This window comes from Sphingomonas hominis, assembly GCF_013328205.1.
Lineage (GTDB): Bacteria > Pseudomonadota > Alphaproteobacteria > Sphingomonadales > Sphingomonadaceae > Sphingomonas > Sphingomonas hominis.
The window spans coordinates 548,304-573,372 of sequence record NZ_JABULH010000001.1; the positions used below are offsets into that span (position 1 = coordinate 548,304).

33 protein-coding genes are annotated in these 25,069 nt (G+C 67.3%); 12 read left to right on the forward strand and 21 right to left on the reverse strand.

Annotated elements, in window-relative coordinates; all coding sequences use genetic code 11:
• Window positions 1-54: 54 nt before the first annotated feature.
• From HRV97_RS02790 to HRV97_RS17595, 9 genes are all read right to left on the reverse strand, one after another.
• A complete protein-coding gene (locus HRV97_RS02790) occupies window positions 55-474 on the reverse strand; it encodes a SufE family protein (protein ID WP_174192144.1) in 420 nt (139 codons plus the stop codon).
• 82 nt (window positions 475-556) lie between these two features.
• On the reverse strand, window positions 557-796 hold the full coding sequence (locus tag HRV97_RS02795) for a hypothetical protein (RefSeq protein ID WP_174192145.1): 240 nt from the start codon (window positions 794-796) through the stop codon (window positions 557-559).
• A gap of 20 nt (window positions 797-816) precedes the next feature.
• On the reverse strand, window positions 817-1,059 hold the full coding sequence (locus HRV97_RS02800; RefSeq protein WP_174192146.1) for a hypothetical protein: 243 nt from the start codon (window positions 1,057-1,059) through the stop codon (window positions 817-819).
• Window positions 1,060-1,087: 28 nt separating this feature from the next.
• Window positions 1,088-1,387 (reverse strand): hypothetical protein, encoded by a 300-nt coding sequence (locus HRV97_RS02805; protein WP_425505717.1) that lies wholly within the window; start codon window positions 1,385-1,387, stop codon window positions 1,088-1,090.
• A gap of 11 nt (window positions 1,388-1,398) precedes the next feature.
• Window positions 1,399-1,689: a hypothetical protein gene (locus HRV97_RS02810; protein ID WP_174192147.1), complete on the reverse strand. Its 291-nt coding sequence runs from the start codon at window positions 1,687-1,689 to the stop codon at window positions 1,399-1,401.
• A 26-nt stretch (window positions 1,690-1,715) separates the two neighbouring features.
• Window positions 1,716-2,096 carry an envelope stress response membrane protein PspC gene (gene pspC / locus HRV97_RS02815; RefSeq protein WP_174192148.1) on the reverse strand — a complete coding sequence of 127 codons (381 nt, stop codon included), beginning with the start codon at window positions 2,094-2,096 and terminating at the stop codon, window positions 1,716-1,718.
• Window positions 2,096-2,419 carry an envelope stress response membrane protein PspB gene (gene pspB / locus HRV97_RS02820; RefSeq protein WP_174192149.1) on the reverse strand — a complete coding sequence of 108 codons (324 nt, stop codon included), beginning with the start codon at window positions 2,417-2,419 and terminating at the stop codon, window positions 2,096-2,098. Before pspB ends, pspC begins: the two co-directional genes overlap by 1 nt.
• A 1-nt stretch (window position 2,420) precedes the next feature.
• Window positions 2,421-3,083: a phage shock protein PspA gene (pspA, locus tag HRV97_RS02825; protein WP_174192150.1), complete on the reverse strand. Its 663-nt coding sequence runs from the start codon at window positions 3,081-3,083 to the stop codon at window positions 2,421-2,423.
• Window positions 3,084-3,163: 80 nt separating this feature from the next.
• Window positions 3,164-3,292, reverse strand: coding sequence for a hypothetical protein (locus HRV97_RS17595; protein WP_281356762.1), 129 nt, complete (start codon window positions 3,290-3,292; stop codon window positions 3,164-3,166).
• Between the two features lie 154 nt (window positions 3,293-3,446).
• On the opposite strand from HRV97_RS17595, the gene pspF reads away from it, so the two are divergent.
• The gene (gene pspF, locus HRV97_RS02830; RefSeq protein WP_174192151.1) at window positions 3,447-4,487 is read left to right on the forward strand and encodes a phage shock protein operon transcriptional activator; all 1,041 of its coding nucleotides are present in this window, start codon (window positions 3,447-3,449) and stop codon (window positions 4,485-4,487) included.
• A gap of 67 nt (window positions 4,488-4,554) precedes the next feature.
• The gene (locus HRV97_RS02835; RefSeq protein ID WP_174192152.1) at window positions 4,555-5,166 is read left to right on the forward strand and encodes a superoxide dismutase; all 612 of its coding nucleotides are present in this window, start codon (window positions 4,555-4,557) and stop codon (window positions 5,164-5,166) included.
• A 54-nt stretch (window positions 5,167-5,220) separates the two neighbouring features.
• On the opposite strand, the gene HRV97_RS02840 is transcribed toward HRV97_RS02835, so the two are convergent.
• The 6 genes from HRV97_RS02840 to HRV97_RS17320 all read right to left on the reverse strand — a co-directional run bounded on the left by HRV97_RS02840 (window position 5,221) and on the right by HRV97_RS17320 (window position 9,920).
• Window positions 5,221-5,943, reverse strand: a complete 723-nt coding sequence (locus HRV97_RS02840; RefSeq protein ID WP_174192153.1) for a septation protein IspZ — start codon at window positions 5,941-5,943, stop codon at window positions 5,221-5,223.
• Window positions 5,940-6,872, reverse strand: coding sequence for a signal recognition particle-docking protein FtsY (ftsY, locus tag HRV97_RS02845; protein WP_174192154.1), 933 nt, complete (start codon window positions 6,870-6,872; stop codon window positions 5,940-5,942). The genes HRV97_RS02840 and ftsY overlap by 4 nt, the downstream gene beginning before the upstream one ends.
• Window positions 6,869-8,062: a MiaB/RimO family radical SAM methylthiotransferase gene (locus HRV97_RS02850; protein WP_174192155.1), complete on the reverse strand. Its 1,194-nt coding sequence runs from the start codon at window positions 8,060-8,062 to the stop codon at window positions 6,869-6,871. Before HRV97_RS02850 ends, ftsY begins: the two co-directional genes overlap by 4 nt.
• A gap of 122 nt (window positions 8,063-8,184) precedes the next feature.
• Window positions 8,185-8,571, reverse strand: a complete 387-nt coding sequence (gene rplS / locus HRV97_RS02855; protein ID WP_174192156.1) for a 50S ribosomal protein L19 — start codon at window positions 8,569-8,571, stop codon at window positions 8,185-8,187.
• Window positions 8,572-8,576: 5 nt separating this feature from the next.
• Window positions 8,577-9,305: a tRNA (guanosine(37)-N1)-methyltransferase TrmD gene (gene trmD, locus HRV97_RS02860; RefSeq protein ID WP_174192664.1), complete on the reverse strand. Its 729-nt coding sequence runs from the start codon at window positions 9,303-9,305 to the stop codon at window positions 8,577-8,579.
• 117 nt (window positions 9,306-9,422) lie between these two features.
• On the reverse strand, window positions 9,423-9,920 hold the full coding sequence (locus HRV97_RS17320; RefSeq protein ID WP_246248487.1) for a hypothetical protein: 498 nt from the start codon (window positions 9,918-9,920) through the stop codon (window positions 9,423-9,425).
• Between the two features lie 108 nt (window positions 9,921-10,028).
• On the opposite strand from HRV97_RS17320, the gene ffh reads away from it, so the two are divergent.
• From ffh to rimM, 4 genes are all read left to right on the forward strand, one after another.
• Window positions 10,029-11,555, forward strand: a complete 1,527-nt coding sequence (gene ffh / locus HRV97_RS02870) for a signal recognition particle protein (RefSeq protein ID WP_174192157.1) — start codon at window positions 10,029-10,031, stop codon at window positions 11,553-11,555.
• Window positions 11,556-11,609: 54 nt separating this feature from the next.
• The gene (gene rpsP, locus HRV97_RS02875; RefSeq protein ID WP_174192158.1) at window positions 11,610-11,999 is read left to right on the forward strand and encodes a 30S ribosomal protein S16; all 390 of its coding nucleotides are present in this window, start codon (window positions 11,610-11,612) and stop codon (window positions 11,997-11,999) included.
• Between the two features lie 84 nt (window positions 12,000-12,083).
• A complete protein-coding gene (locus tag HRV97_RS17600) occupies window positions 12,084-12,218 on the forward strand; it encodes a hypothetical protein (RefSeq protein ID WP_281356763.1) in 135 nt (44 codons plus the stop codon).
• A 25-nt stretch (window positions 12,219-12,243) separates the two neighbouring features.
• Entirely contained in the window at window positions 12,244-12,747 is a 504-nt protein-coding gene (gene rimM / locus HRV97_RS02880) for a ribosome maturation factor RimM (protein WP_343044414.1), read from the forward strand.
• Between the two features lie 273 nt (window positions 12,748-13,020).
• On the opposite strand, the gene HRV97_RS02885 is transcribed toward rimM, so the two are convergent.
• Together HRV97_RS02885 and HRV97_RS02890 are read right to left on the reverse strand one after the other, a co-directional pair.
• Window positions 13,021-14,058: a potassium channel family protein gene (locus HRV97_RS02885; RefSeq protein WP_174192160.1), complete on the reverse strand. Its 1,038-nt coding sequence runs from the start codon at window positions 14,056-14,058 to the stop codon at window positions 13,021-13,023.
• A gap of 22 nt (window positions 14,059-14,080) precedes the next feature.
• On the reverse strand, window positions 14,081-14,998 hold the full coding sequence (locus tag HRV97_RS02890) for an NAD(P)/FAD-dependent oxidoreductase (RefSeq protein WP_174192161.1): 918 nt from the start codon (window positions 14,996-14,998) through the stop codon (window positions 14,081-14,083).
• Between the two features lie 157 nt (window positions 14,999-15,155).
• On the opposite strand from HRV97_RS02890, the gene HRV97_RS02895 reads away from it, so the two are divergent.
• From HRV97_RS02895 to HRV97_RS02905, 3 genes are all read left to right on the forward strand, one after another.
• On the forward strand, window positions 15,156-17,432 hold the full coding sequence (locus HRV97_RS02895) for a S9 family peptidase (RefSeq protein ID WP_174192162.1): 2,277 nt from the start codon (window positions 15,156-15,158) through the stop codon (window positions 17,430-17,432).
• A 65-nt stretch (window positions 17,433-17,497) separates the two neighbouring features.
• Window positions 17,498-18,526 carry an aspartate-semialdehyde dehydrogenase gene (locus tag HRV97_RS02900; protein WP_174192163.1) on the forward strand — a complete coding sequence of 343 codons (1,029 nt, stop codon included), beginning with the start codon at window positions 17,498-17,500 and terminating at the stop codon, window positions 18,524-18,526.
• Between the two features lie 5 nt (window positions 18,527-18,531).
• Window positions 18,532-18,981 carry a hypothetical protein gene (locus tag HRV97_RS02905; RefSeq protein WP_174192164.1) on the forward strand — a complete coding sequence of 150 codons (450 nt, stop codon included), beginning with the start codon at window positions 18,532-18,534 and terminating at the stop codon, window positions 18,979-18,981.
• A 148-nt stretch (window positions 18,982-19,129) separates the two neighbouring features.
• Here the strand turns inward: HRV97_RS02905 and HRV97_RS02910 are convergent, their stop codons facing one another.
• Window positions 19,130-19,894, reverse strand: a complete 765-nt coding sequence (locus tag HRV97_RS02910; RefSeq protein WP_174192165.1) for a class I SAM-dependent methyltransferase — start codon at window positions 19,892-19,894, stop codon at window positions 19,130-19,132.
• A 105-nt stretch (window positions 19,895-19,999) separates the two neighbouring features.
• Between HRV97_RS02910 and HRV97_RS02915 the strand changes: the two genes are divergently transcribed.
• The gene (locus tag HRV97_RS02915) at window positions 20,000-20,437 is read left to right on the forward strand and encodes a GFA family protein (RefSeq protein WP_174192166.1); all 438 of its coding nucleotides are present in this window, start codon (window positions 20,000-20,002) and stop codon (window positions 20,435-20,437) included.
• Window positions 20,427-21,188, forward strand: a complete 762-nt coding sequence (locus tag HRV97_RS02920) for an alpha/beta fold hydrolase (RefSeq protein WP_174192167.1) — start codon at window positions 20,427-20,429, stop codon at window positions 21,186-21,188. The genes HRV97_RS02915 and HRV97_RS02920 overlap by 11 nt, the downstream gene beginning before the upstream one ends.
• Before the next feature lie 212 nt (window positions 21,189-21,400).
• On the opposite strand, the gene HRV97_RS17605 is transcribed toward HRV97_RS02920, so the two are convergent.
• From HRV97_RS17605 to HRV97_RS02935, 3 genes are all read right to left on the reverse strand, one after another.
• Window positions 21,401-22,060, reverse strand: a complete 660-nt coding sequence (locus HRV97_RS17605; protein WP_174192168.1) for a hypothetical protein — start codon at window positions 22,058-22,060, stop codon at window positions 21,401-21,403.
• 103 nt (window positions 22,061-22,163) lie between these two features.
• A complete protein-coding gene (locus HRV97_RS02930) occupies window positions 22,164-23,594 on the reverse strand; it encodes an AMP nucleosidase (RefSeq protein WP_174192169.1) in 1,431 nt (476 codons plus the stop codon).
• Window positions 23,595-23,787: 193 nt separating this feature from the next.
• Complete coding sequence (locus HRV97_RS02935) at window positions 23,788-24,267, reverse strand: peroxiredoxin (protein ID WP_174192170.1); 480 nt, start codon at window positions 24,265-24,267, stop codon at window positions 23,788-23,790.
• 100 nt (window positions 24,268-24,367) lie between these two features.
• Between HRV97_RS02935 and HRV97_RS02940 the strand changes: the two genes are divergently transcribed.
• Window positions 24,368-24,928 (forward strand): YqgE/AlgH family protein, encoded by a 561-nt coding sequence (locus tag HRV97_RS02940; RefSeq protein ID WP_174192171.1) that lies wholly within the window; start codon window positions 24,368-24,370, stop codon window positions 24,926-24,928.
• Window positions 24,929-25,069 lie beyond the last annotated feature (141 nt).

A 25,069-nucleotide genomic window follows, 5' to 3' on the forward strand; every position in this document is an offset into this window, starting at 1 on the left:
GGTGGGGTCAGTTCACCGTCCGAGTAAAGGCTGTTGGCACATCCCGCGTGCCCGCTACGCGTAGCGCGCTGCCGTCTCGCGGATCAGTGCAATCATATTGGGAATGCCTTGCGTGCGGTTGGAGCTGAGTTGCGCCTTTAGGTTGAACGGGGCGAGTTCGGCGTCGATGTCGGTGGCGAGGATATCGGCGGGCGCGCGGTCCTGTACGGTCAGCAGGACCAGCGCGATGATCCCCTTGGTGATCGCGGCGTTGCTGTCGGCGAGCAGGTGCAGCGTGCCGTCGTCCTTGACGGTCGGATAGACCCAGACCGAGGCGGAGCAGCCGCGCACCAATGTGGCCTCGGTCTTGAGCGCGGCGGGCATCTCCTCCAACGCGCGCCCGAGGTCGACGAGCAGGCGGTAGCGGTCGTCGCCTTCGAGGAACTCATATTCGTCGCGGATGTCGGCGAGCGTGGTGGAGGCGGCGTCGGTCATACCCGCGGCGCTATCGCCTGCTCGCGCGCACCGCAACCGTGCGGCCGCGCGTGCATGGCGAGCAATGTGCCCGCCGCCTTTGTCACAGGTCGACGCCCGCCGCGATCGCCTCGAGCTTGCGAATGCGCTCCTTCAGATCGGCGATCTCGATCCGCGCGCCGGCACTGGGACCAGCGGGCGCGGCGGCGAGGTGATCCTGCGCCATCTGCTGGTGCTTGAGTTGGAGCCAGCCGCGCCAGCCGTTCAGGCCGGCGTAGGTCAGCATCGCGAGCCCGGCGAGCATCGCCGCGGCCATCGTCAGGTAGAAATTGGGATCGGACATGGTGACCATCTCCTGCGGGTTCAGTGGTCGCGCAGCCGCTCGATCTGGCGATCGAGGTCGAGGCTGTTGTGGTTGTCGGTGATGACGCGTTCGAGCACCTGCACGCGCTCCTTGAGTGCGCGGATCTCCTCCTGCGCGCGGGTGACCTCATGCGGGGCGGTGCCGCCGTCGCCGAGCATGTGCTGGTTGCGGTGACGCGCCGTCTTGGCGATGGCGGTGATCATCACGATCATGACCACCATGAATGCAACTGACCAGGGCATCGGACTTCTTTCCCGTTAAAGGTTGAGTTCAGTTGAGGGCGGTGGGTGCGGGCGAAGTGCGCAGTTGCTCGATCTCGCGCGACAGATCGCTGCCGCCGTCGGTCGCGATCCGTTCCAGCACGCGAACCCGCGCCTCCAGCCGCTCGGTCTGCGCAGCATATTGCGCCGCTTTCTCGGCCGCCTGCGCGTTCAGCGCAGTTGCCATCACTTCCTTGTGCTCCAGCCAGCGTTTGGACATCTCGCTACCGACGCCGAGCACCACGATGCCGAGCACGATGAGCGCGAGCATGAACACCAGCGCCGAAGTCTGTGCGATGAAATCTGACATCGTCCGCTCCTTCAGCGATCGCGCAGCGCGTCGATCTCGCGCGCGGTGCGGGTGGCGGGGTCGGTGGCGATGCGTTCGAGCACCGCGATCCGCTCTTCCAGGCGGCTGACCTTGCCGGTCAGCTGCTCGTTCTCTTGCCCCAGCAGCGCGATGTGCCGGGCAGCGTTCGCGTCGCCCTTGTCGATGTTGCGGCCCCAATCGTCGCTGATCGAGTAACCGTGCTTGGCGCGTATCCAATTGTTGATGATCCAGGCGGCCATCGACATCGCGATGATCGAGAGGACGAACCAGGGACCGTGCATTGTTTCTCTCCCCTTCTCGCAGTCGTTCAGCGCAGGCTGTCGATCTCGTTGGCGAGCGCGCTGTTGCGGCTGGTGTAGTGTAGCTCGATGTCGGCCAGGCGGCGGTCGACGTCGCGCAGTTTCGAGCGAACCTCGGCGGTGGAGCGCGTCGGGTTGGAGCGCACGCCCTGCCAGAACTTCTGGTCGTCGCGGTCCTGGTAGAGATTGATCGGCTTGGCCTCCGCCATCCAGGCAACCAGCGCATAAGCGATCAGCGTCCACGGGAACCCGCCGGCGAGCGTCAGCAGGATCATCGCGATGCGGACCCAGATCACCTCGATCCCCGTATAGTCGGCCACCCCCGAGCACACGCCCTTCCACTTGGCGTTCTGTTTATCGAGGTAGAATTTGGTGCGGCTGTCGGACATCAGTTCCTCCGTTCAAACGAGGGACGCTGTTGGCGGCTGGGGTCGAAGCGGGCGTCGCCGCTCTCGAGCCGAAAGTCGGGCTGGTTGCGATAATCGGCCAGACCAGGGCGGAAATCGGGATTGTCGGCGGCGACGATCCGCTCAACCGTGTTGACGCGTTCTTCGAGCCGGCGCGCGAGATTGTACATCTCGTCGAGCAAGCGCTCGTCCTCGTCGGTGATGCGCGGCGCGGTCTTCCACTTGGTCACGTAATGGAAGATCAGCCACGGCAGCCCGATGAAGAGGATCGCGCAGACGAAGACGGGTGTCAGAAAGTCTTCCATATCAGCGGTCCTTGTTCATGCGCGCTTTCAGCGCGGCGAGCTCGGCGTCGATCTTGTCGCTCGAGCGCAGTTCGTTGAATTCGTCTTCCAGCGTGCGCGGCGTGAGCCCCATCGCCTCGGCGCGGCCCTCCGCCTCGTCGGCGCGGCGCTCCAAGAGCTCGAAACGGCTAAATGCTTCGTGCGTCTTGGGGCCGTTCCAGAGTTCGCGCAGGCGCGCCTTGGTGTTGGCGCTTTCCAGCCGCGTCGCGATCGCGTTCTGCTTGGTCCGCGCCTCGCGCAGCTTCGACTGAAGCTTGGCGATATCGTCCTCGCTGGCGCGAAGCGTGTCGTCGAGGAGTTTGACCTCGTCGCGCAGCTGTTCGGCCATGTCGCCCGCCTTGCGGCGCTCGACCAAGGCGGCCTTGGCCAAATCCTCGCGGTTCTTGCTGAGCGCCAGTTCGGCCTTCTCGGTCCAGCTATGCTCTAGCTCGGACAAGCGTTCGATGTGGCGGCGCATTTCCTTGCTGTCGGCGATGGTGCGCGCGGCGGAGGCGCGAACCTCGACCAACGTGTCCTCCATCTCCGAGATGATCATCCGGATCATCTTCGCCGGGTCGTCCGCTTTCTCGAGCAGCTCGGCCATGTTGGCGGCGACGATGTCGCGGGTTCGGGAGAAAATGCCCATGTGGATTGGACTCCTGGTGATACGCGCTTCTTACTCGATCTCGGCAGGGGCGAAAACGGGTGCCCGGCCGGATCGGAGCGTCAGGCGACGCGGGTGATGTGGGTGTCGTGCCCGATCGCGGTGGCGGGGCCGACCGCGCCGAAGAGCATGGTGGCGCTGACGACGATGGTGCAGGCGATCGCGGCGAGCTTGCTGGTGATGTTGGTCATTGGTGTTACTCCCTGTGTGCGTTGTTGCCCCATGCTTTGCAGGGAGTGTGCCAGTCTGTAAAATGAGCTAATCGCAATGGTTTGAAGTGTTTTGCCGGAATTGTGAGCTTTTGTGGCTTGCCAAGACTTGGCGGATTTTGCCAAGCATCGGTTCATGCGGCGCACTACGCAGGTCATCGGGCAATCGGGTGCCTTTCTCGACGCGCTGGAACGCGCGAGCCGCGCTGCCGCGCTCGATCGGCCGGTGCTGGTGATCGGCGAGCGCGGCACGGGCAAGGAGCTGGTGGCGGAGCGACTGCACCATTTGTCCCCGCGCTGGAGCCAGTCGCTGGTCACGATGAACTGTGCGGCGCTGCCCGAGACGCTGATCGAGGCCGAGCTGTTCGGACATGAGGCTGGCGCGTTCACGGGTGCGACCAAGGCGCGGGCAGGGCGGTTTGAGGAGGCGGACGCGGGAACATTGTTCCTCGACGAGCTCGGCACGCTGTCGATGGGTGCGCAGGAGCGATTGCTGCGCGCGGTGGAATATGGCGAAGTGACGCGGATCGGGTCGTCGCGCGCGATGACGGTCGATGTGCGGATCGTCGCTGCCACCAACGAGCATCTGCCCGATCGTGTCGACGCCGGCACGTTCCGCGCTGACCTGCTCGACCGATTGTCGTTCGAGGTGGTGACCTTGCCGCCGCTTCGCGCGCGACGCAGCGACATTCCGGTGCTCGCCGAGCATTTCGGGCGGCGGATGGCGTCGGAGCTGGGGCATGACGAGTTCGTCGGCTTCGGACCCAAGGCGACCGAGGCGTTGATGGATTATCGCTGGCCGGGCAACGTGCGCGAGCTGCGCAACGTGGTCGAGCGCGCGGTGTACCGCTGGGAAGAGGCGGGGCCGATCGACGCAATCGAGATCGATCCGTTTCACTCGCCCTACCGACCCGGGACTGCCAAGCCGGTGACGAGGAGCGAGACGCTAAATGCGAAACCACGTGACCTGCCGGAGGAGGATACCCCGGTTGTGGCGTGCGAGGAGGGGCCGTCCGACTTCAAGTCGCGCGTCGCGCGGTTCGAGCGCGAACTGCTTGCGCGAACGCTTGCCGAGCATCGTTTCAACCAGCGCGCGACGGCCGAGGCACTGGGGCTGAGCTACGATCAGCTACGCCACGCGCTGCGACGCCACGACCTGATCGGAGCGGTTGCGTAACGATCGCGCCGGAGCCATTTGGGAGCGGTCGCGTTCACCGTCGCGAGCCCCATCAAGGAGGATTTCCATGGCTTTCGAACTGCCCCCGCTGCCGTACGAGTATGACGCGCTGGAGCCGGTCATCTCCAAGGAGACGATGACGTTCCACCACGACAAGCATCACGCGGCCTACACCAACAAGCTGAACGAAGGCGTCGCGGCCGACCCGAAGCTGGAAGGCAAGTCGATCGAGGAAATCCTGGGCTCGATCTCGCAGCAGCCGCCACTCGTCCGCAACAATGGCGGTGGTTACTGGAACCACGATTTCTTCTGGAAGATCATGGCGCCCAAGGGTTCAACGCAGCCGTCGGGCAAGCTCAAGGAAGCGATCGACGCCTACGGCGGGCTCGACAGGCTCAAGGAAGACTTCAACACCAAGGGTGCGGGCCAGTTCGGCTCGGGCTGGGCGTGGGTGATTGCGGACCAGTCGGGCGCGCTCAAGGTGACGTCGACGCCGAACCAGGACAACCCGCTGATGGACGATGCCAAGGAGCCGGGCACGCCGATCCTCGGCAACGACGTGTGGGAGCACGCTTATTACCTGACCTACATGAACGATCGGCCGGGCTATCTGAAGGCGTGGTGGGACGTGGTGAATTGGGACGAGGCCGGGCGCCGGTACGAGCAGGCGGCGGGCTGAACCTTTCTGTGAGGTAATGCTGAGGGCGCGTCGAAAGACGCGCCCTTTGTCGTATCAGCCCTCCGGCGGCAGCGGCGGTTCCTGGCCCAGTTGCGCGCCATGGCGCAGCAGCATCGGCACGTTGGCGATCGCGAAGATCAGCGTCAGCGGGATCACTACCCACATCTTGTAGATCGCCCACAAGTCCCAGCCGCGCGACTTGCCGTAGAGCGCGTAGGCGCCGCGCCAGACGGCCTCGTTGGCGATGGCCATCGCGGCGAAGAACAAGATCCAGTTGATCGTCAGGCGCCGCCAGCCAGCGTCGTTCAGCCCCGGATAGGTGGTGCCGAGCAGGTCGCGCAGCAGCGGCTTGTGGGTAAGCAGTCCGCCGAGCAGCACGCCCGAGAGCAAGGCGTAGACGATCGTCGGCTTCATCTGGATGAAGCGCGCGTCGCGGAAGTACATCGTCAGTCCGCCGAACACGAGCACCAGACCGGCCGAGATCAGCAACAAGGGCGGCACGCGGCCGAGCTTGACCTTGGCGAGCACCAGCGCCGCCGCGCTCGCGATCACGAAGGCGGCTGTGGCGAGGATCACGCGCGCCATCAGCAGCATCTCGACCTGCGCCATGCCGTCGAGCGCGCGGGTGAAGTGCGACACGATTCCGCGGGCGGCAGTGGCCGGCACGAGGAAATTCACCAGGAAGAAGACGACCAGCGGGCCGTAGTCGACGAGATGCTTAATGCCGCCACCTGGCTCGGTGGTGGGGCCTGGTGTCTGCGTCGGAGCCGTGCTCACTTGCGCGGGCCCGTGTCGACGCCCGCGATGATGCGGCTGACCTCGTTGGCGTTGAACGGGCGCAGATCGTCCATCTGCTCGCCGACGCCGATCGCGTGGATGGGGAGGCCGTACCGTTCCGCCGCCGCGACCAGCACGCCGCCGCGCGCAGTGCCGTCGAGCTTGGTCATGACGAGGCCGGTGACACCCGCCACCTCCTTGAACACCTCGATCTGGTTGAGCGCGTTCTGGCCCGTTGTCGCATCGAGCACGAGCAGCACGTCGTGCGGTGCGGCCGGGTTGATGCGGCCGAGCACGCGGCGGATCTTGGCGAGCTCGTCCATCAGCTCGCGCTTGTTCTGCAGGCGTCCGGCGGTGTCGACGATCAGCACGTCGGTGCCGATCTCGGTCGCCTTCTTGACCGCATCCCACACGATGCCGGCGGCGTCGCCGCCCTCGGGACCGGTGACGATCGGCACGCCGACGCGCTCGGCCCAGGTGCGCAGCTGACCGATCGCGGCGGCGCGGAAGGTATCGCCCGCCGCGAGCATGACGGCGTAATCCTGCTCCATGAACAGGTGCGCGAGCTTGGCGATCGTGGTCGTCTTGCCCGAGCCGTTGACGCCGATGACGAGGATCACCTGCGGGCGCGGGAAGGCCTCGATCTCGATCGGGCGCGCGACCTGCGCCAGCACCTTCTCGACCTCCTCCGCGACGATGACGCGGATGCCGAGCTCCTCCATGTTGCGCTCGAACGTGCCTTCCGACAATCGCGTGCGGACGCGCGTGGCGGTCTCGGGCCCGAGGTCGGAGGCGATCAGCGCCTCCTCGATCTCGTCGAGCGTGTCGTCGTCGAGCCGCGCGCCGCCAAGACCCGCGAGGTTGCCGACGAGGCGGTCGGAGGTGCGGCGGAAACCGCCGAGCAGCTTGTCGTGCCAGCTGGTGCTCATTCAGGTGTCCCAATCAGGTGGGTGGGGGTGGCCGCAGTGACGCGGGCGTTGACGATGGTGCCGACCGGCTCGGCGGTGTCGAGGCGCAGGTCGGCGAAGGCGGGAGTGTGGCCGCGGTCGCCCGGGCGCTCGATGAGGACCGCTTGGACTGTGCCGACCTGCGTCGCGAGCCAGTCGGCGCGGCGTTCAGCACTCATCGTGCGCAAGGCGGCGGCGCGGGTGCGGGCGAGGTCGGGGGCGACCTGCGGCATTCGCGCGGCGGGGGTGCGGTCGCGCGGGGAATAGGGAAAGACGTGCGCGTGGGTGATGTCGGCCTCGTTCACCATCGCCAGCGTGTTGGCGTGCGCAGGCTCGCTCTCGGTCGGAAAGCCCGCGATCAGGTCCGCGCCGATGGTGATTTCGGGTCGAGCCGCCTTCAGCGACTGCGCGAGCGCGATCACCTGCGCGCGGCTGTGGCGGCGACGCATTCGCTTGAGGATCAGGTCGTCGCCGGCCTGAAGCGAGAGGTGGACGTGCGGCATGACGCGCGGTTCTTGGCTAAGCAGCGCGGAGAGGTGGTCGTCGACCTCGGCGGGGTCGAGCGAGGAGAGGCGAAGGCGCTGGAGCCCGGGCACCTGCGCGAGCAGTCGCTCGACCAGCACGGGCAGGCGTGCGCCGCGGTCGTCGTAGCTGGTCAGGTCGACGCCGCTCAGCACCACCTCGCGCTGGCCGCGCTCGACCAACGTCGCGACGTGGTGGACGACCTCGCCGATCGGGTCCGAGCGACTGCTGCCGCGGCCCTGCGGGATCGCGCAGAAGGTGCAAGCGTGATCGCAGCCGTTCTGAACGGCGACGAAGCCGCGCGTGTGACGGCGGGGCGGAGCCGCGTTGGCGCGCGGTCCCCACGTGGTGGGGAGCAGTTTCGCGGCATTGGCGACGACGCGGTCGACCTCAGGCATCGCGGCGAAGGCGACGCGGTCCATGTCTGAGGCGCAGCCGGTCACGACAAGCTCGACTTCCGGGCGGTCGCGGCGCAGGCGGCGGATCGCGGCGCGGGTGTCCTTCACCGCCTGGTTGGTGACGCCGCAACTGTTCACCACCGCCACGTCACGGCCATCGGCACGCGCGGGCAGGAGCTGGCGGATCGCCTCGCTCTCGGCGATGTTGAGGCGGCAGCCCAGCGTGACGATCGCCTGGGGGGAAGCGGACATGAAGGGCGATCTAGGGTCGGGGAGGGGGCAAGTCCACGCCGGGCACGTGCCGGACGTGAAAAGGGCGCGGATGGCATAACCACCCGCGCCCTTCGCGTGCCTTCGGGGAAGGCAGCGTGCGATTACTCGGCCGGGGTTGCCGTCGGGCGATTGTCGCGACGCTCGGCGATACGCGCCGACTTACCCGTGCGACCGCGCAGGTAGTAGAGCTTCGCACGACGCACCGCGCCGCGGCGGACAACCGTGATCGACTCGATGTTGGGCGAGTAGAGCGGGAACACGCGCTCCACACCCTCGCCGAACGAGATCTTGCGAACGGTGAAGCTGGAGCCCATCGCCTTGTTCGAGCGCGCGATGCACACGCCCTCGTAGTTCTGGACGCGGGTACGCTCACCCTCGACCACGCGAACGCCGACGCGCAGCGAGTCGCCGGCGCGGAACTCGGGGATCTCGCGGGCGGCGGTCAGCTTGGCGATCTGCTCGGCTTCGAGCTGCTGAATCAGGTTCATGTCATTCAACCTTCGTCATCGTGCCGCGCGCCAGAGGGCGACTGGACCCGAGCGCCGGAGTGACGCTCCCACAGGTCCGGCCGCCGTAGCCGTGTATCGGTCTCCGCCTTGCGCTTGCGCCAGGCGGCGATCCTCGCATGATCCCCCGATCGCAGCACTTCGGGGATCGTGCGCCCTTCCCATTCATATGGTCGGGTATAATGCGGATATTCGAGAAGGCCGCTTTCGAAGCTTTCCTCGTCCCCGCTGGAAGCCGCGCCCATTACGCCCGGAACGAGCCGGACGCAAGCGTCGAGCAGCACCAGCGCGCCCATCTCCCCGCCTGAGAGCACGTAGTCGCCGATCGACACCTGCTCGATCGCGCGCGCGTCGAACAGGCGTTCGTCGAACCCCTCGAAGCGGCCGCACAGGATTACCGCGCCGGGGCCGGCGGCCAGCGTGCGGACGCGGGCTTGCGTGAGGGGAGCACCGCGCGGCGTCATGGCGAGGATCGGGCGGTCGTCCGCGACAGCGTCGAGCGCGCTCGCCACCACGTCGGCGCGCAGCACCATGCCAGCGCCGCCGCCCGCAGGCGTGTCGTCAACGGTGCGGTGGCGATCGGTAGCGGAGTCGCGGATGTTGACCGCGTCGAGCGACCACAGGCCGTTCGCCAGCGCGCGTCCGGCGATCGACTGTCCGAGCGGGCCGGGGAACATGTCGGGGTAGAGCGTGAGAATGGTGGCGCGAAACGGCACGGGCGGGATGGCTTCTCGATCAGGGAAGGCCATCCCCTCACGGATGACGGGCGCCGGGTCAACCGTGCGAGCGGGCACCTCGTTGCGGCGCTGACCCATCAGGCGTGCGGCGAACCCTTATTGTTCGGTGACGAACGACAGTTCTTCCGCCGGCCCGACCTTCTGTTCGCCCGCGAAGATGCGGTCGATGCGCGTCTCGATCTCGACGCGTTGTTCGCGCGAGCAATAACGGCGATAGGGGCCGATCAGCAGCTCGTCCGCGATGGCCTTTTTCACGTTGCCGAGCCCTTCCTCGCTGAGCGCGTTGCTTTTGCGCAACTCGATGCAGAGCTGGATCAGGCCGACCGCGGTCGCCTGGGCACGCAGGCCCACGTTGGTGACGTCGTTGTGAAGTTGTTTCTGCTTCTCGGACGGCTGGCCCACGACTTCTCTCCTCATGTTGATGCCGCGCTTGATCGGCGGCTTGCGGGGAATAAAGCATGGAAACGGGTGGTTGTTCAACGCGGCCTGGCGCTTGTCGTACTCGCGGTACGGTGGTGCGCGCTTGCCTGCGGAGCACGGATCGGCTAGAGGCGCGCCCACGTTCCACTGCGAACGCTTGAGCAACGCGTCCATTTGCGGCGCACGCTGGCCGGCGAGGTTTCGCCCGCCGGCGCTTTTGCGTTTGGCGGTAGGCGGTTTAGTCGGTCGCCGTCGCACGGGGTCGGCGGAAGGGATTTTTTGATGTTCGAGAGCCTCAGCGATCGTCTTGGTGGAGTGTTCGACCGGCTGCGCGGCCGTGGCGCGCTGACCGAGGCCGACGTGCGTCAGGCGATGCGCGAGGTTCGCATCGCGCTGCTCGAGGCGGACGTGGCGCTGCCCGTCGCGCGCCAGTTCGTCGACAAGGCGACCGAGGCGGCGATCGGCCAGAACGTGCTCCGTTCGGTCACGCCGGGCCAGCAGGTCGTCAAGATCGTCAACGACGCACTGGTCGAGATGCTGGGCGGCGACGACGCGGAGGCCGCCGAGCTGAAGCTGGACGTTGCGCCGCCGGCGGTCGTGATGATGGTCGGCCTCCAAGGCTCGGGCAAGACGACCACCACTGCGAAAATCGCGCGGCGCTTGTCCAAGGGATCGATCACCGGGCGCGCGACCAAGAAGGTGCTGATGGCGTCGCTGGACGTCAATCGCCCGAACGCGCAGGAACAGCTGGCGACGCTCGGCACCCAGGTCGAGGTCGCGACGCTGCCGATCGTCGCGGGGCAGCAGCCGGTCGACATCGCCCGGCGGGCGATGCAGGCGGCGAAGCTGCAGGGCTTCGACGTGCTGATGCTCGACACCGCGGGCCGGCTGCACGTCGATCAGGCGTTGATGGACGAGATGAAGGCGGTGGCCGAGGTGGCCACGCCGAACGAGATCCTGCTCGTCGTCGATTCGCTGACCGGTCAGGACGCGGTCAACGTCGCGCAGAACTTCTCCGAACAGGTGCCGCTGACGGGCGTCGTGCTGACCCGCATGGACGGCGACGCGCGCGGTGGCGCCGCGCTGTCGATGCGCGCGGTCACCGGCAAGCCGATCAAGTTCGCGGGCGTCGGCGAGAAGATGGACGCGCTGGAAGCCTTCCAGCCGAGCCGCGTCGCCGGGCGCATCTTGGGCATGGGCGACGTCGTCAGCCTGGTGGAGCGCGCCGCCGAGGCGATCCAGCAGGAAGATGCCGAGCGGATGACCGCGCGGCTCGCCAAGGGTCAGTTCGACCTGAACGACCTGCGCGCGCAGCTGAGCCAAATGCAGCGGATGGGCGGGCTCGGCGCGCTCGCGGGCATGTTGCCGGGCATGAAGGGCGCGCAAAAGGCGATGGCGTCGGGCGCGGTGGACGAGAAGATCCTGTTGCGCATGGACGCGATGATCACGTCGATGACCGCCAAGGAGCGCGCCAAGCCCGAGCTGATCAACGCCAAGCGCAAGATCCGCATCGCCAAGGGTTCCGGCACCAACGTGCAGGAGGTCAACAAGCTGTTGAAGATGCACCTGGAAATGCAGACCGCCATGAAGAAAATCAAGAAGATGGGCGGGATGAAGGGCTTGCTGGGGATGCTCGGCAAGGGCGGTCTGGGTGGCCTGGGCAACGCGCTGGGTGGCGCGGAGCTGGGCGACATGATGTCCAAGGCGGGCGGACCGGGCGGAAGCCTGGCGGGCATGCCGGGGTTGCCTGCGCCAGGTGGTCCGGGCGGGCTGCCGGGGCTGCCCGGCGGGTTCAAGTTCAAGAAGTAAGTTTCACGTGCCCGCCGCGGCGGGCGTCACAATCGAAGAAGGAAGAAGACTAACATGGCACTGAGCATTCGTTTGTCGCGTGGTGGCTCCAAGAAGCGTCCTTATTACCGCATCGTCGTTGCCGATGCGCGGTCCCCTCGTGACGGCAAGTTCATCGAGAAGATCGGCAACTACAACCCGCTGCTCGCCAAGGACGACGAGAAGCGCATCGTGCTCGACGCCGAGCGCGCGAAGCACTGGATCGGCGTCGGCGCGCAGCCGACCGATCGCGTCGCCCGCTTCCTCGACGTCGCCGGCGTCAAGGAGCGCGCTGCACGCAACAACCCGAACAAGGGCAAGCCGGGCGAGAAGGCGACCGAGCGCGCCGAGGAGCGTGCGGAGAAGCTGAAGGCAGCGCAGGAAGCAGCCAACGCCCCGGCCGAGACCGAGACGGCGGAGGCCTGAACCTGATCGTCCGGCCGGTCATCGTGCCGGCCGGCACCGGATCGGTCATCGTGCGTTCCCTTTGTGCAACGAGAGGAACCTGCCTTGACCGATCCCGATACGCAGACGCAGCCGGACGAGCATGAAGACGCCACGAACCACGGTATCTCGGCCACCGAACCCGCCGAAGGCAGCGACGACGCAGCCGGCCGCGACGAAGGCTCCCCCGCGCCCGAGTGATGCGGGGAAGGCTCCGGCCGGCGACGTGGCGACACGCGCTCCGGCCGCGGCCGCAATCGTCGCATCGGGTCAGGTGGTGCTCGCCGCAGTGATTGGCGCGCACGGTGTGGGCGGCGAGGTGAAGCTCAAGGTCTTTGCCGAGCAGATCGAGGCGCACCGCTCGTTCAACGACGGCGCGCTGACGATCGTGACATTGCGCAACAACATCGCCCGCTTCGCCGAAGTGACCGACCGCAACGCCGCCGAGGCGATGCGGGGAACGTTGCTGACGGTGCCGCGCGCCGCCCTGCCGGCATTGGACGAGGGCGAATATTATCATGCCGACTTGATCGGCCTGTCCGCAGTGTCGACCGCGGGCGACGCTCTAGGGCAGGTCGTGGCGGTGGAGAATTTCGGCGCGGGTGACGTGGTCGAGGTCGAGCGGCCGTCCGAGGACGGGCGTCCGGGCAAGCGTTTCATGGTGCCGATGAGCGCGGTGCCTGAATGGAATGAACAACGTCTGGTGATCGACGCCGCGTTCGTGGAGTGACGTCGCGGCTGCGGCTGCGGCTGCGGCTGCGGCTGCGGCTGCGGCTGCTGAGGGTGTAAGCCGATCTGCCTCGCGAAGCTGGGGGTCGGACATGACGCGTGCGCTCGCCTCGTCCTGAACTGATCGAAGGCAGTCGGCCGCGCGCTCAAGTCTGCCGTGGCCCATGTCTCGAGCTAAATGTGGCGCGTGCGCTGTGTCACAAGCCGGGGCGTTCGCCAGAAACAGCAAGGCAGCGGGATACCGGTTCAAGGCTGGGATGACGAACGTTCCGCCTTAGTCGTGACGCTGTGGTCGGATGACCTCTACGATACGGTCGTTCGGCTGTAGCTGTCGTGCTTCCGTGTCCCAGAAGCCGTAGGATCGAACGCCACGGTAGAGGCGTAGTGCCTTCCCCGTGCTGATCGCGTCGAGCGGGTGGCCGACTTCGGCGGCGGTGACGACGCGTTCGCACAAGGCGACCTGACCGTGGATGTTGGCGAGGTCGGCGAGGCAGTCGGCAACGTGGCGGCCCTGCGTCGAGCTCGCGAGTAGCAGTCCGGCGAAGCTCGCAGGATTGATGACGGTGTTGGCGCCCGCCTGCCGCGCGAGCGGTTCGTTCTCGTCGGCGCGGATCACGACGCTGATCGGCACGTCGGGCGCGATGCGGCGCGCGGTCAGCACGATCAGGATCGAGGTGTCGTCGCGACCCGCGGCGACGATCATCGCGCGGGCGCGGTCGAGTTGCGCTGCCTCCAGCGTGGCATTGTGGGTGGCGTCTGCCTCCATCACCGCGGCACCGACCTTTTCCGCCGGTTCGAGTGCGGCGGCGTGCTGGTCGATCACGACGATCTGCTCGACGGGCATGCCGCGGCGGATCAGCTCGCGCGCCGCCTCTTGCCCCGCATCGCCGTGACCGGCGACGACGACGTGGTCGTGCAAATTCTGCTGGATCAGGCGCATGCGCAGGCGGTCCCAGACGCGGCGGAGCAGGAAGTCATAAGCGGTCCCCAGGAAGATCAGCCACACGAACAATCGGATCGGCGTGACGACGAAGGTGTCGAACAGTCGCGCCTGCGGCGTGACCGGCACGATGTCGCCGTAGCCAACCGTGGTGACGGTGATCATTGTGAAATACAGCACGTCGACGAAGCTGATCGCGCCGTCCACATTGTCGCGCAGACCGTCGCGATCGAACCAGTGAACCGCCAGCGCGATGCTGATCAGCCCGAGTGCCAGCAGCAGCCGCCACGCGACCGGCACCCAGGCGGGCGCGGTGCTGCGGCGACGCAATGCGAGCGGCTCGCGCGGTTGGGCGGGGCGCGGGGTCAGCATGCGCGCGTCGGACGCGGGTCGATCATCGCCGCAAGGGTCGTTGCTCGCTCAGCAGGTTGCGCATGGTGGTGGCAGCGACGCCGGCTTCTCCCATCGCGTGGCTGATCTGATCCAGCCCCTTCACCACGTCGCCGGCGGCGAACAGGCCAGGCACGGTGGTGCGTTGGTGGTCGTCGACCTCCAGACAGCCTTCGTCGGTCGCCTTCGCACCCGCCTCGACCGCCAAGCGCGAGCGGATGCGCGAGCCGAGCGCGGGATAGACGCTGTCGAACGCCATCCGCCCGCGTGCGGTATCGAAGGCGAGCTGGTGGCCTTCGATCGCGTAGCCGCCGCACGGTCCGTTGATGCGCGCGATGCCGGCGTCGTCGAGCTTGGCAGCGCAGGCGGGGTCGAGCGCGTGCTCGGCCTCGGGCGCGATGAGCGTGACGTCGCGGGTGTAGCTGCGCAGGAACAAGGCCTCGCGCATGCCGTGGTCGCCGGTGCCGATCACGCCGACCTTGCGGTCGGTCACCTCGTAGCCGTCACACACCGGGCAGTAGCGCAGCAGCCCGCGCGCGACCGCGGGATCGTGTACCTCGGGCGTGAGGTGGCGCGGGCGATGGTTGACGACGCCGGTCGCGAGGAGGACGGTGCGCGCGCGGTAGGTCTGGTCGCCAGCGTGGACGGTGAACGTCTCGTCGTCCTCCGGAGTAAGCCGCTCGACGCGCGCGTCCTGCCGCTCGACCCCGTATTTATCCGCCTGTTCGCGCATTCGGGCGAGCAGGTCGTTGCCGCTGATTCCTTCGGGATAGCCCGCGTGATTGCGCGTGCATGGGATCCACGACGCGCGGCTCGACCCGCAGTCGAACAAGCGCGTGCGCAGGCGGAAGCGCGTGAGGTAGATGGCGGCGGTGAGGCCGGCCGGGCCTCCGCCGACGATGATGCAGTCGTCGGTGGTCATTACGCGAGCAACACAAACTCGCGGGCGCGGTTCCACCAGCATGCGCGATAGTGGCTGACCTGGATCAACGCGGATCGACACGGTGGCATGGCCTATCGCGGTCTGGCTCGCTAAGCGGGCTGGGACAAGCCGCCGCGTGGTGGCGCGGAGGGACGAGATGCGGGCATGGTGGAGCGTGAGTCTGATGGCGGTCGCGTGCGTCGTTGGAGGCAGTGCGATGGCCGCTGACCGGCAGGTCACGCCCGCGATGCGTGGCGACACGACTGGGCAGGCGCTGACGCTGGCACGCGTGTTCGGCAGTCCCGACCTCGCCGGGCCGCAGCCGCAGTCGCTACGCTTGTCGCCCGACGGAACGCTGCTGACCTCGGTTCGCAACCGCGCAGACGAGCGGCAGCGCTACGATCTATGGGCGCTCGACACCAAGACGGGTGCGGAGCGGATGCTGGTCGACAGCCGCAAGCTCGGCAGCGGCGCGGAACTGTCGGAAGCTGCCAAGATGCAGCGCGAGCGCGATCGCTCGCTGACCGGCAAGACGGGCGTGCTGCAATATGACTGGTCGCCCGACGGGCAGAGCCTGTTGGTGCCGATCGACGGCGAATTGTTCCTGGCGGCGCGTGACGGTAGCGCCCGCAAGCTGGAGGGGACGAAGGGCGCGCTCAATCCGACGATCAGCCCGCGGGGGCGCTATATCGCGTTCGTGCGTGATCAGAATTTGCAGGTCGCGCCGCTTTCCGGTGGCGCGGCGAGGGCGGTGACCAAGGGTGGTGCGGGCACGGTCCACTGGGGCGAGGCGGAGTTCGTCGCGCAGGAGGAAATGGACCGCCGCACGGGTTACTGGTGGTCGCCCGACGAGCGCTACATCGCAGTCGAGCGGTTCGACGAGGCACCGGTGCAGGTCGCGACGCGTGCATCGATCGGCGCGGCGGGGACGAGCATCTATCAGCAGCGCTATCCCGCGGCGGGCACGCCCAACGCGATCGTCGACCTCTACGTCATGAAGCCCGACGGATCGGGACAGGTGAAGGTGGACCTCGGTTCCGACCCGGACATCTACCTGGCGCGGGTCGATTGGACGCCCGATGGCTCGGCGCTGCTGGTTCAGCGCGAGAACCGCGCGCAGACGCGGCTCGACATGCTGCGTGTCGATCCGGCGACAGGCAAGTCGAGCGTGATGTTCAGCGAGCAATCGGGCGCGAAGAGCTGGATCAACCTGACGGACGCGTACCGCGTGCTCGGTGACGGCAGCGTGCTGTGGCGGTCGGAGCGCGACGGGTTCGGGCATCTGTGGCTGTGGCGCGCGGGCACGTGGCAGCAGTTGACGAGCGGGCCGTGGGTGGTGACCGGGCTAGTCGCAGTCGACGAGGCGGCGGGGCGCGTTTACTTCCTTGGCAACAAGGACGACGTGCTGGAGCAGCAGCTCTACGCGCTCGACCTGAAGACGCGTGGGCTGACGCGATTGACCGAGCGGGGTTGGTGGAACAGCGCCACCGCCGACGGGTCGGGCTCGCGCTTCATCGTGACGCGATCGAACCCGCAGCAGCCGGCGCAGACCTATCTGGCGGACGCGAGCGGCAAGCGCGTGGCGTGGATCAACGAGAACCGCGTCGCGGGCGATCACCCGTACGCCCCGTTCATGGCCGCGCATCGGCCGACCGAGTTCGGCACGATCAAGGCGGCGGACGGCACGCCGCTCCACTGGCAGATGATCACGCCAAAGCTGGAAAAGGGACGCCGCTATCCGGTGTTCTTCCAGCATTACGGCGGGCCGCACAGCCAGACGGTCATGCGCAACTGGAACGGCGCGCTGGCGCAATATCTGGTCAGCCAGGGCTGGATCTTCTTCCAGCTCGACAATCGCGGTTCGATCAATCGCGGCAAGGCGTTCGAGGACACGATCTACCACGCGATGGGCACGGTCGAGGTCGAGGACCAGAAGGCAGGCGCCGATTACCTGAAGACGCTGCCGTTCGTGGACGCGGGCAAGGTGGCGACCTACGGCTGGTCGTATGGCGGGTACATGTCGGTCAAGATGCTGGAAAAGACACCCGGCGTGTACGCCGCTGCGGTGGCGGGCGCGCCGGTGACCGATTGGAAGCTGTACGACACGCATTATACCGAGCGCTACATGGGTGATCCGCGGCAGGTGCCCGAGGCCTATGCCGCATCGAGCGCAGTGACGGATGCGGCGAAGATCCGCGATCCATTGCTGCTGATCCACGGCATGGCGGACGACAACGTGTTTCTCGACAATTCGACCAAGCTGGCGGCCGAGTTGCAGAAGACCGCGACCCCGTTCGAGATGATGATGTACCCGGGCCAGACGCACCGCGTCGGCGGCCCCGGCATCAGCGAGCATTTGTGGACGACGATCCTAAACTTCCTCGACCGCGAGGTGAAGAATAGGCCGGCGGGCGCGAAGGGCACGGCCAAGTAAAGCTTGGTTGGCGTGGAGTGGACGCGGCGGCTAAGGCGGCGGCGATCGATTGAGGGGTTGGATTGATGGGTTACCGGGTGGTGGTCGCGGGTGCGACCGGGAATGTCGGGCGCGAGATGGTCAACATCCTGGCCGAGCGGCAGTTTCCCGCCGACGAGATCGCGGTGCTGGCGTCGTCGCGCAGCCAGGGCGACCAGATCGAGTATGGCGACACGGGTCGCATGCTCAAGGTGCAGAACATCGAGCACTTCGACCCCGCAGGCTGGGACATGGCGCTGTTCGCGATCGGATCGGACGCGACCAAGGTGTACGCGCCGAAGTTCGCCGCGGCGGGCTGCACCGTGATCGACAATTCGTCGCTGTACCGCATGGACCCGGACGTGCCGCTGATCGTGCCGGAGGTGAACGCGGACGCAATCGACGGCTATCGTACCAAGAACATCATCGCCAATCCGAACTGCTCCACCGCGCAGATGGTGGTGGCGTTGAAGCCGCTGCACGATGCCGCAACGATCAAGCGCGTGGTGGTCGCGACCTATCAATCCGTCTCGGGCGCGGGCAAGGTCGGGATGGACGAGCTGTTCGAGCAGAGCCGCAACATCTTCGTCGGTGATCCGGCTGAGGCGAAGAAGTTCACCAAGCAGATCGCGTTCAACGTCATTCCGCACATCGACAGCTTCCTTGACGACGGGTCGACCAAGGAAGAGTGGAAGATGGTGGTCGAGACCAAGAAGATTTTGGGCGCGAAGATCAAGGTCGTCGCGACCTGCGTGCGTGTGCCCGTGTTCGTCGGTCATTCCGAGGCGCTGAACGTCGAGTTCGAGAACGAGATCTCGGCGGAGGAGGCGCAGCGCATTCTGCGCGAGGCGCCGGGCGTGCTGCTCGTCGACAAGCGCGAGGACGAGGGATACATCACGCCGATCGAGGCGGCGGGCGACGACGCGACCTATGTCAGCCGCGTGCGCGACGATCCGACGGTCGACAACGGCCTGTCCTTGTGGTGCGTCAGCGACAATCTGCGCAAGGGCGCGGCGCTGAACGCGGTGCAGATTGCCGAGCTGCTCGGGCGGCGGCATTTGAAGAAGGCGGACTGACGCCGATGCGGCGCGGGGCGGCGGGGTTGATCGTGCTCCTCGCCGTGACCGCGTGCCAGCCAAACCCGCGCAACGAAATCACGACGATCGCGGGCGTCGCGATGGAGGAAGTCGCGCGCACGGCGCAGGGCCAGCGCTTGTGCGTCGACCGCGTGATTGCGCCGTGGCAGCCGGCGACGACGGCGCGGCGCGTCGACCCGCCAGCGCCGCCGGGGTATGACGATTTCTACACCACGCCGTCGTTCCTGGGCGGAGGCGGGATCAAGGGCGCTTCGATCGGTGGCGTTGCCGTGGGAACGAGTGCTGGGTGCTTCGACCTGCGTGGACCAGTGGTTATCGGCGATCGCGCGATGATCGAGGTGCATCACGCCGACACCGGCTTCAATGTCTGGCAGCGGCGGACCGATGGCGTGTGGCGGGTCGCGACCGTGACGACGAGCGTGTATGTGCGGTAACGGTGCGTCGGTTGGCGAGGTTCGCCATCTGACCGCCACCCCGGACTTGATCCAGGGTCCCGCTAACTTAGGCGGTTGCAAGAAGAAGCGGGATCCCGGATCAAGTCTGGAGTGACGAAGGTTCGAGGCGCGTGGTGCTGCGGGCAGCTTACGGCTTTCGGAGCAGGCCGACGTATTTGCCGCCGCTCTCCACCACGGCGGGCGTCAGGCCGAGCCGGGCGGCGAAGTCGCGGAAGCCGAAATTGTCCTGGATGTCGTCGGAGATGAACAAGCCGCCGGGTACCAGCGCGTTCCAGAGCAGCGGATAGCCGTACATGCGCCCGGCGTAGGTCTTGTCGCTGTCGTAGTGGACGAGGTCGACTTGGCCAGCGAAGGCGGCGAGCGCGCGGCGGATGCCGTGGCGGTCGGGTTCGCGGATCAGCGTCCAGCGGTCGCGCCACTCGGGCGGGACGACGATGCCGACGAACGGCCCGTTTCCCATCTTGGGATAGGGCATGTCGACGCTGACCAAGCGCCCGTCGGTGTCGCGGAGCGCGGCGAGCGCGGCGAGGCTGCTCCAGCCGTAAGCGACGCCGGTTTCCACCACGCGACGTGCACCCGTGGCATGGACGGCGCGGTGGATCAGGTCGAGGTCGCCGGGGCCGCCCATGCGGACGCCCGAGCGAACCGCGCGGCGCTCGCCCTCGTCGATCAGCTTAGGGTCGAGTGGTTGCGGCGCGGCCTCGGTGATGCCGACCGCGGCGAGGGCTGGTCCGATGCCGACTACGCGCTCGGCTGCCCAAGCGGCAGCGGCGTTCTTCTGTGCCTCGTGCCGCGTCGCGCCGCCGAGCCGCTGCGCGGTGAGCGCGGCCATGTGCGGCCAGAAACGCGGGCGGCGCGCGAACCAGGCGACGGTTTTCAGCTTCTCGATCATACCTGTGTCTGGTTCGGGCAAGCGTGCACGCGCATTAATGGCCGCGTCGCGAGCGGTCCTTACATCCGCTCGACGCGACCACGGGCGCGCGGTAGCCTGTTGGGCATGAGCGAGCGGATGACGGGTGGCTGCCAGTGCGGGCGTGTGCGCTACATGGTGAAGATGGAGAACGACGAGGCGTATCTGTGCCATTGCCGGATGTGCCAACGCGCGACGGGCGGGGTGGCGGCGGCGTTGAAGCAGGTGGCACGTGACGCGGTGACGTGGACGCGCGAGCCCGATCGATATGCTTCCTCGCCGATCGCGCGGCGCGGGTTCTGCGCGCGCTGCGGCACCCCGCTGACGTTCGAATATGTGGAAGGGTCCACCAAGATCGACCTGACCGTCGGCAGTTTCGATGATCCGTCGCGCTTTCGCCCAAAGACGCATTTCGGGTGGGAGAGCCATCACGCAGGTTGGCTCGACACCACGGGCTTGCCACATCTGCGCAGCGACGAATATCAGCCGCTGGTCGACAAATGGGAGAAGGTGCGTGACGCGTAACGAGGTGGAGCCGCACTTCTTCGAGAGTTTCGACGGCGCGCGGATCGCGTGGCGCGAGCTGGGCGGGGGGCGGCCGGTGGTGCTGATCCACGGTTACTTCTCCGACGCGAAGACCAACTGGCTGCGGTACGGCCACGCGGCGGCGGTGGCGGCGAAGGGATTTCGCGTGATCATGCCCGACCTGCGCGGGCACGGCGACAGCGCCAAGCCGCACGACGCCGCGAGCTACCCGGCGGACGCGCTGATGCGCGACGGGTTGGCGCTGGTCGCGCATCTGGGGCTGAGCGATTATGACCTGGGCGGCTACTCGCTGGGTGCGCGCACGACCGTCAGGATGCTGGCGAACGGGGCGACGCCGAAGCGGGTGGTGCTGTCGGGCATGGGGCTGGCGGGGATCACCTCGACCGCGGGACGAGGCGGGTATTTTCGCAACGTGCTGACCAATCTGGGCACGTTCGAGCGCGGCAGCCGCGAGTGGCTGACCGAGGCATTCCTCAAGACGACCAAGGGCGATCCGGAAGCGCTGCTGCGGGTGCTCGACACGTTCGTCGATACGCCGCGGGAGGCGCTGGCCGCGATCACGCAGCCGGTGCTGGTCGTGTCGGGTGTCGAGGACGACGACAACGGATCGGCCGCCGACCTCGCCGCGGCGTTGCCGGCGGGGAAGTATGCCGAGGTGCCGGGCAATCACATGAGCGCGGTGACCAAGCCGGAACTGGGGGAGGCGATCGCGGCTTTTCTGGCGCGGTAAGTTTGGTGGGTTTGGCCCTGCGGATTGTGAAAAGGTAGTGGGGCCCCCGGATCAAGTCCGGGGCGACGTATGGCCGGGGTAAGACCCTGTTTGATGACGCGGTCGGACGCTGATCGGGTATCGAGCCCGGTCCTCGTCATCCCCGCCTCGATCCGGGATCCCTTCGTGCCTCAGCGTCGTCTGAGCATCACCGGCAACTCGCCGCTTACCCTTTAAGCGTCAGGAATGGTGTTCTCGTCGGCGCTGCCGGCTTCGAACGACTTGGACGAGTCGGTGCCGTCGGGCTGATGCGCGGTCACGGTCGGAGTGGCGGGTTGCGGTTCCTTGGCGGCGTTCGGGAGCAGCGCGGGCTTGTAGGTGGGGCCTGACCTGGATGAACCGCGCAGTGACAGCAGCGCCGCCGTGGCAGCGGCGCCGAGCACCGCGACTCCGCCCGCGATCTTGGCCGCACCCCATTTGCCGGCGACTTTCTCGGTCGTTTCCGCAGCGGAGGTGCCCGCCTTGCGGGCGGAGGCGCGGGTGCGGCGTGCGGCAGTCTTGGTGATCTTGGCGGCGCGCTCCTCGGCGGCGGTGACCGCCTCGCTGACGTCGTGCGCGGCGTCGGCGACGGCATCGGTGACACGTTTGGTGGCGGGGGCGCGCGGCTTGGCGGCTGGTTTGGGCGTGCTGCGCTTGGACGAGCGCGGCTTGGGCGGTGCCTTGGCGGGTTTGGGCGCGGGCTTGGCGGTTGGATCGGGCGCGGCTTCGGTCGGTTTGGTCGGTGCCTTCGTCGCCGTAGACTTGGGCGCGGCGGCCTTGCGCGGCGCGCGACGGCGCGGGGTGGCGGGAGCGTTGCCCTGCGGCGGGGTCGGGGTGTCGCTCTCGTCGGCCATCGTCAGCTCCCAGCAAAAATGATTCCGCCTGCGTAACGCATGGCCCGCCGCGGGTTTCCACCGCGGCTACGCCAACCTGGATCAGTCGATCAGCGGGCCGCCATTACCGGAATGGGGGCTCGTTGAACGCGCGCAGCTTGCGGCTGTGGAGGCGGTCGCCCTCGCGGCGCAGTTCCTCGCACGTCTCGATGCCGATCCGCATGTGTTCGCTGATCGCGCGCTCGTAGAAGCGATTGGCTTGGCCCGGCAGCTTCAGCTCGCCATGCAAGGGTTTGTCGGAGACGCACAGCAACGTGCCGTAGGGGACGCGGAAGCGATAGCCCTGCGCGGCGATGGTGGCCGATTCCATATCGATCGCCACCGCGCGGCTGAGCGAGAAGCGCAATGCCGAGCGGGCGTAGCGCAGCTCCCAATTGCGGTCGTCGGTGGTAACGATCGTGCCGGTGCGCAGGCGGCGCTTGAGCTCCTCGCCCGACTGGCCCGAGATCGTCTCGGCCGCGCGGGCGAGCGCCTGCTGGACCTCGGCGATGGCGGGGACAGGAATCTCGGGTGGCAGCATGTCGTCGAGCACGTGGTCGTCGCGCAAATAAGCATGGGCGAGGACATAGTCGCCGATCCGCTGGCTGGGGCGCAGCCCGCCGCAGTGACCGATCATCAGCCACGCCTCCGGCCGCATGACAGCCAGGTGATCGCAGATCGTCTTGGCGTTCGACGGACCGACGCCGATGTTGACGAGCGTGATGCCGGTGCGGTCGTCGGCCATCAGGTGATAGGCCGGCATCTGCAACCGTCGCCACGCGCTGTCGTCGAGCATGGCGGGATCGTCGCCCGCCCGGAACATGACACCGCCCGGACCCGAGAGCGCGGTAAAGCGCGAGTCGCCGCCGACCTGGGCCGCGGCCCAGCGGACGAATTCATCGACGTAGCGGTGGTAGTTGGTAAACAGCACGTAGCGCTGGACGTGCTCGGGCGGAGTGCCGGTATAATGGCGCAGCCGCGCGAGGCTGAAATCGGTACGCAGGCCATCGAACAAGGCGAGCGGGCGCGTGCCATCGAACGAGGCCCATAGGCCGTCGGCGATCTCGTCGCCGATGTAAGCGAGCTCGGTGGTCGGGAACCAGCGCGCGAGCTCGGCGGCCGACACCTGGTCGAGGCTCAAGGCGCTGCCGGCGTCGAGCACGTAGGGGAAGGGGATCTCCTGGCGGCCGGGGACGGCGTCGACTTCGACCTCGTAATCCTCGATCAGGAAGGTCAACTGCTCGACGAGATAGTCGTGGAACAGGTCGGGCTTGGTCACGCTGATGCGGTACTCGCCCGGCGTGACAAGGCGGCCGAACGAGCGCGGCGGCGCGGTGCGCGATGGCGCGCCGGAGAAGCGGATGCGGATTTCAGGGTATGCGAACGAGCCGTCCTTGCGCCACGCCGGATCGGGTTCGGTCCGGTCGGCGATATAGGCAGCGACGGCGGTTTTCAGCCGCTCGACCGATGCGGTGTAGAGGCGGTTCAGTTCGCGAACGATGTCGGCAGCAGTCATCACCAGCGATTATGCTCGCTGTGTTGCGCTTTCAAGTCCGGTGAGTGGAACGCGCCGGGCTGAGGCATGCTTGGCCGGCTCGTTGAGCCGAACGTAGTCTGGGTTCTCCGGAGCGGGCGAGGAAGCGGGATCCGGGATCAAGTCCGGGATGACGGGAGGGGGGGGGGGCACCGGATTGCCCCCTTTCGTCGCGTCAGAGCTGGCCGAGCAGGTGGTCGGCGGAGCTGACGCTGAATTCGCCGGGACCCTCGACGTTCAGCTGCTCGACCCGACCGTCGTTGACGACCATCGAGTAGCGTTGGCTGCGCGTGCCCATGCCGAACTTGCTGCCGTCCATCGTCAGGCCCAGCGCTTCGGCGAAGTCACCGTTGCCGTCCGCCAACATGGTCACACCGTCGGCGTTCGACGACTTGCCCCACGCGCCCATGACAAACGGATCGTTGACCGAAGTGCAGACGATCTCGTCGATCCCCTTCGCCTTCAGCTCGCCGTCCTTCTCGACGAAGCCGGGCAGGTGCTTGGCCGAGCAGGTCGGGGTGAACGCGCCGGGCACCGCGAACAGCGCGACGCGGCGGCCCTTGAAGTAATCGCCGGTGTCGACCGGCTCGGGGCCGTCGGCGGTCATCTTGGTGAGCTTCACCTGCGGCAGTTGCTCGCCGACGCTGATCGTCATCTTCGTTACTCCTGAGGGGCAGTTCGGCCGCGCTGTCGCAAGCACGAGCGCTTAACACAAGTCTTGGCGCACGTGGGCGCACCAGCCTAGACTGCGCAGCATGGAAGAGACGCGTTACCTGACCGGGCAGTTCCTGCTCGCCATGCCGGGGATCGGCGACCCGCGGTTCGAGCATTCGGTGATCGCGATGTGCAGCCACGACGAGGACGGCGCGCTGGGCATCGGGGTGGGCGCGATCATCAACGGTCTTGGGCTGCACGACGTGCTGGAACAATTGGAGATCGCGCCGGGTGTCGCGCCGGACGCGCCGGTGCATTTCGGCGGGCCGGTGGAGGCGCGGCGTGGGTTCGTGCTGCATTCGACCGATTGGGGCGGACAGGACACCTTGTCGGTCGCGGGGCGCTGGGCATTGTCGAGCACGCTCGACGTGTTGCGCGCGATCGCGGGCGGCACCGGGCCGGCGCGGTGGATCGTGGCGCTCGGCTACGCGGGCTGGGGCGCGGGGCAGTTGGACGAGGAACTGACGCGGCATGGGTGGCTGAACGTCGCGGACGAGGACGCGATGCTGTTCGAGACGGCGGCGGAGGAGCGCTGGCGGCGCGGGTTCCGGGTCGCGGGGGTGGACCCGCGGTTGCTGGGGATTGAGGCGGGGCGGGCTTGAGGCGGTGTTCTAAGAAGAGCGTGGCTTTGTAGAGGCTCGCGACGCGGGAGTTAATCCCGCGTCGTCGGTCGGCGCTTTGGCGCCGCCGGCCGGTTGAGTGAGGGCAGCCTGGCCCTTCGGCTAGCTGACCTCACTCGACAT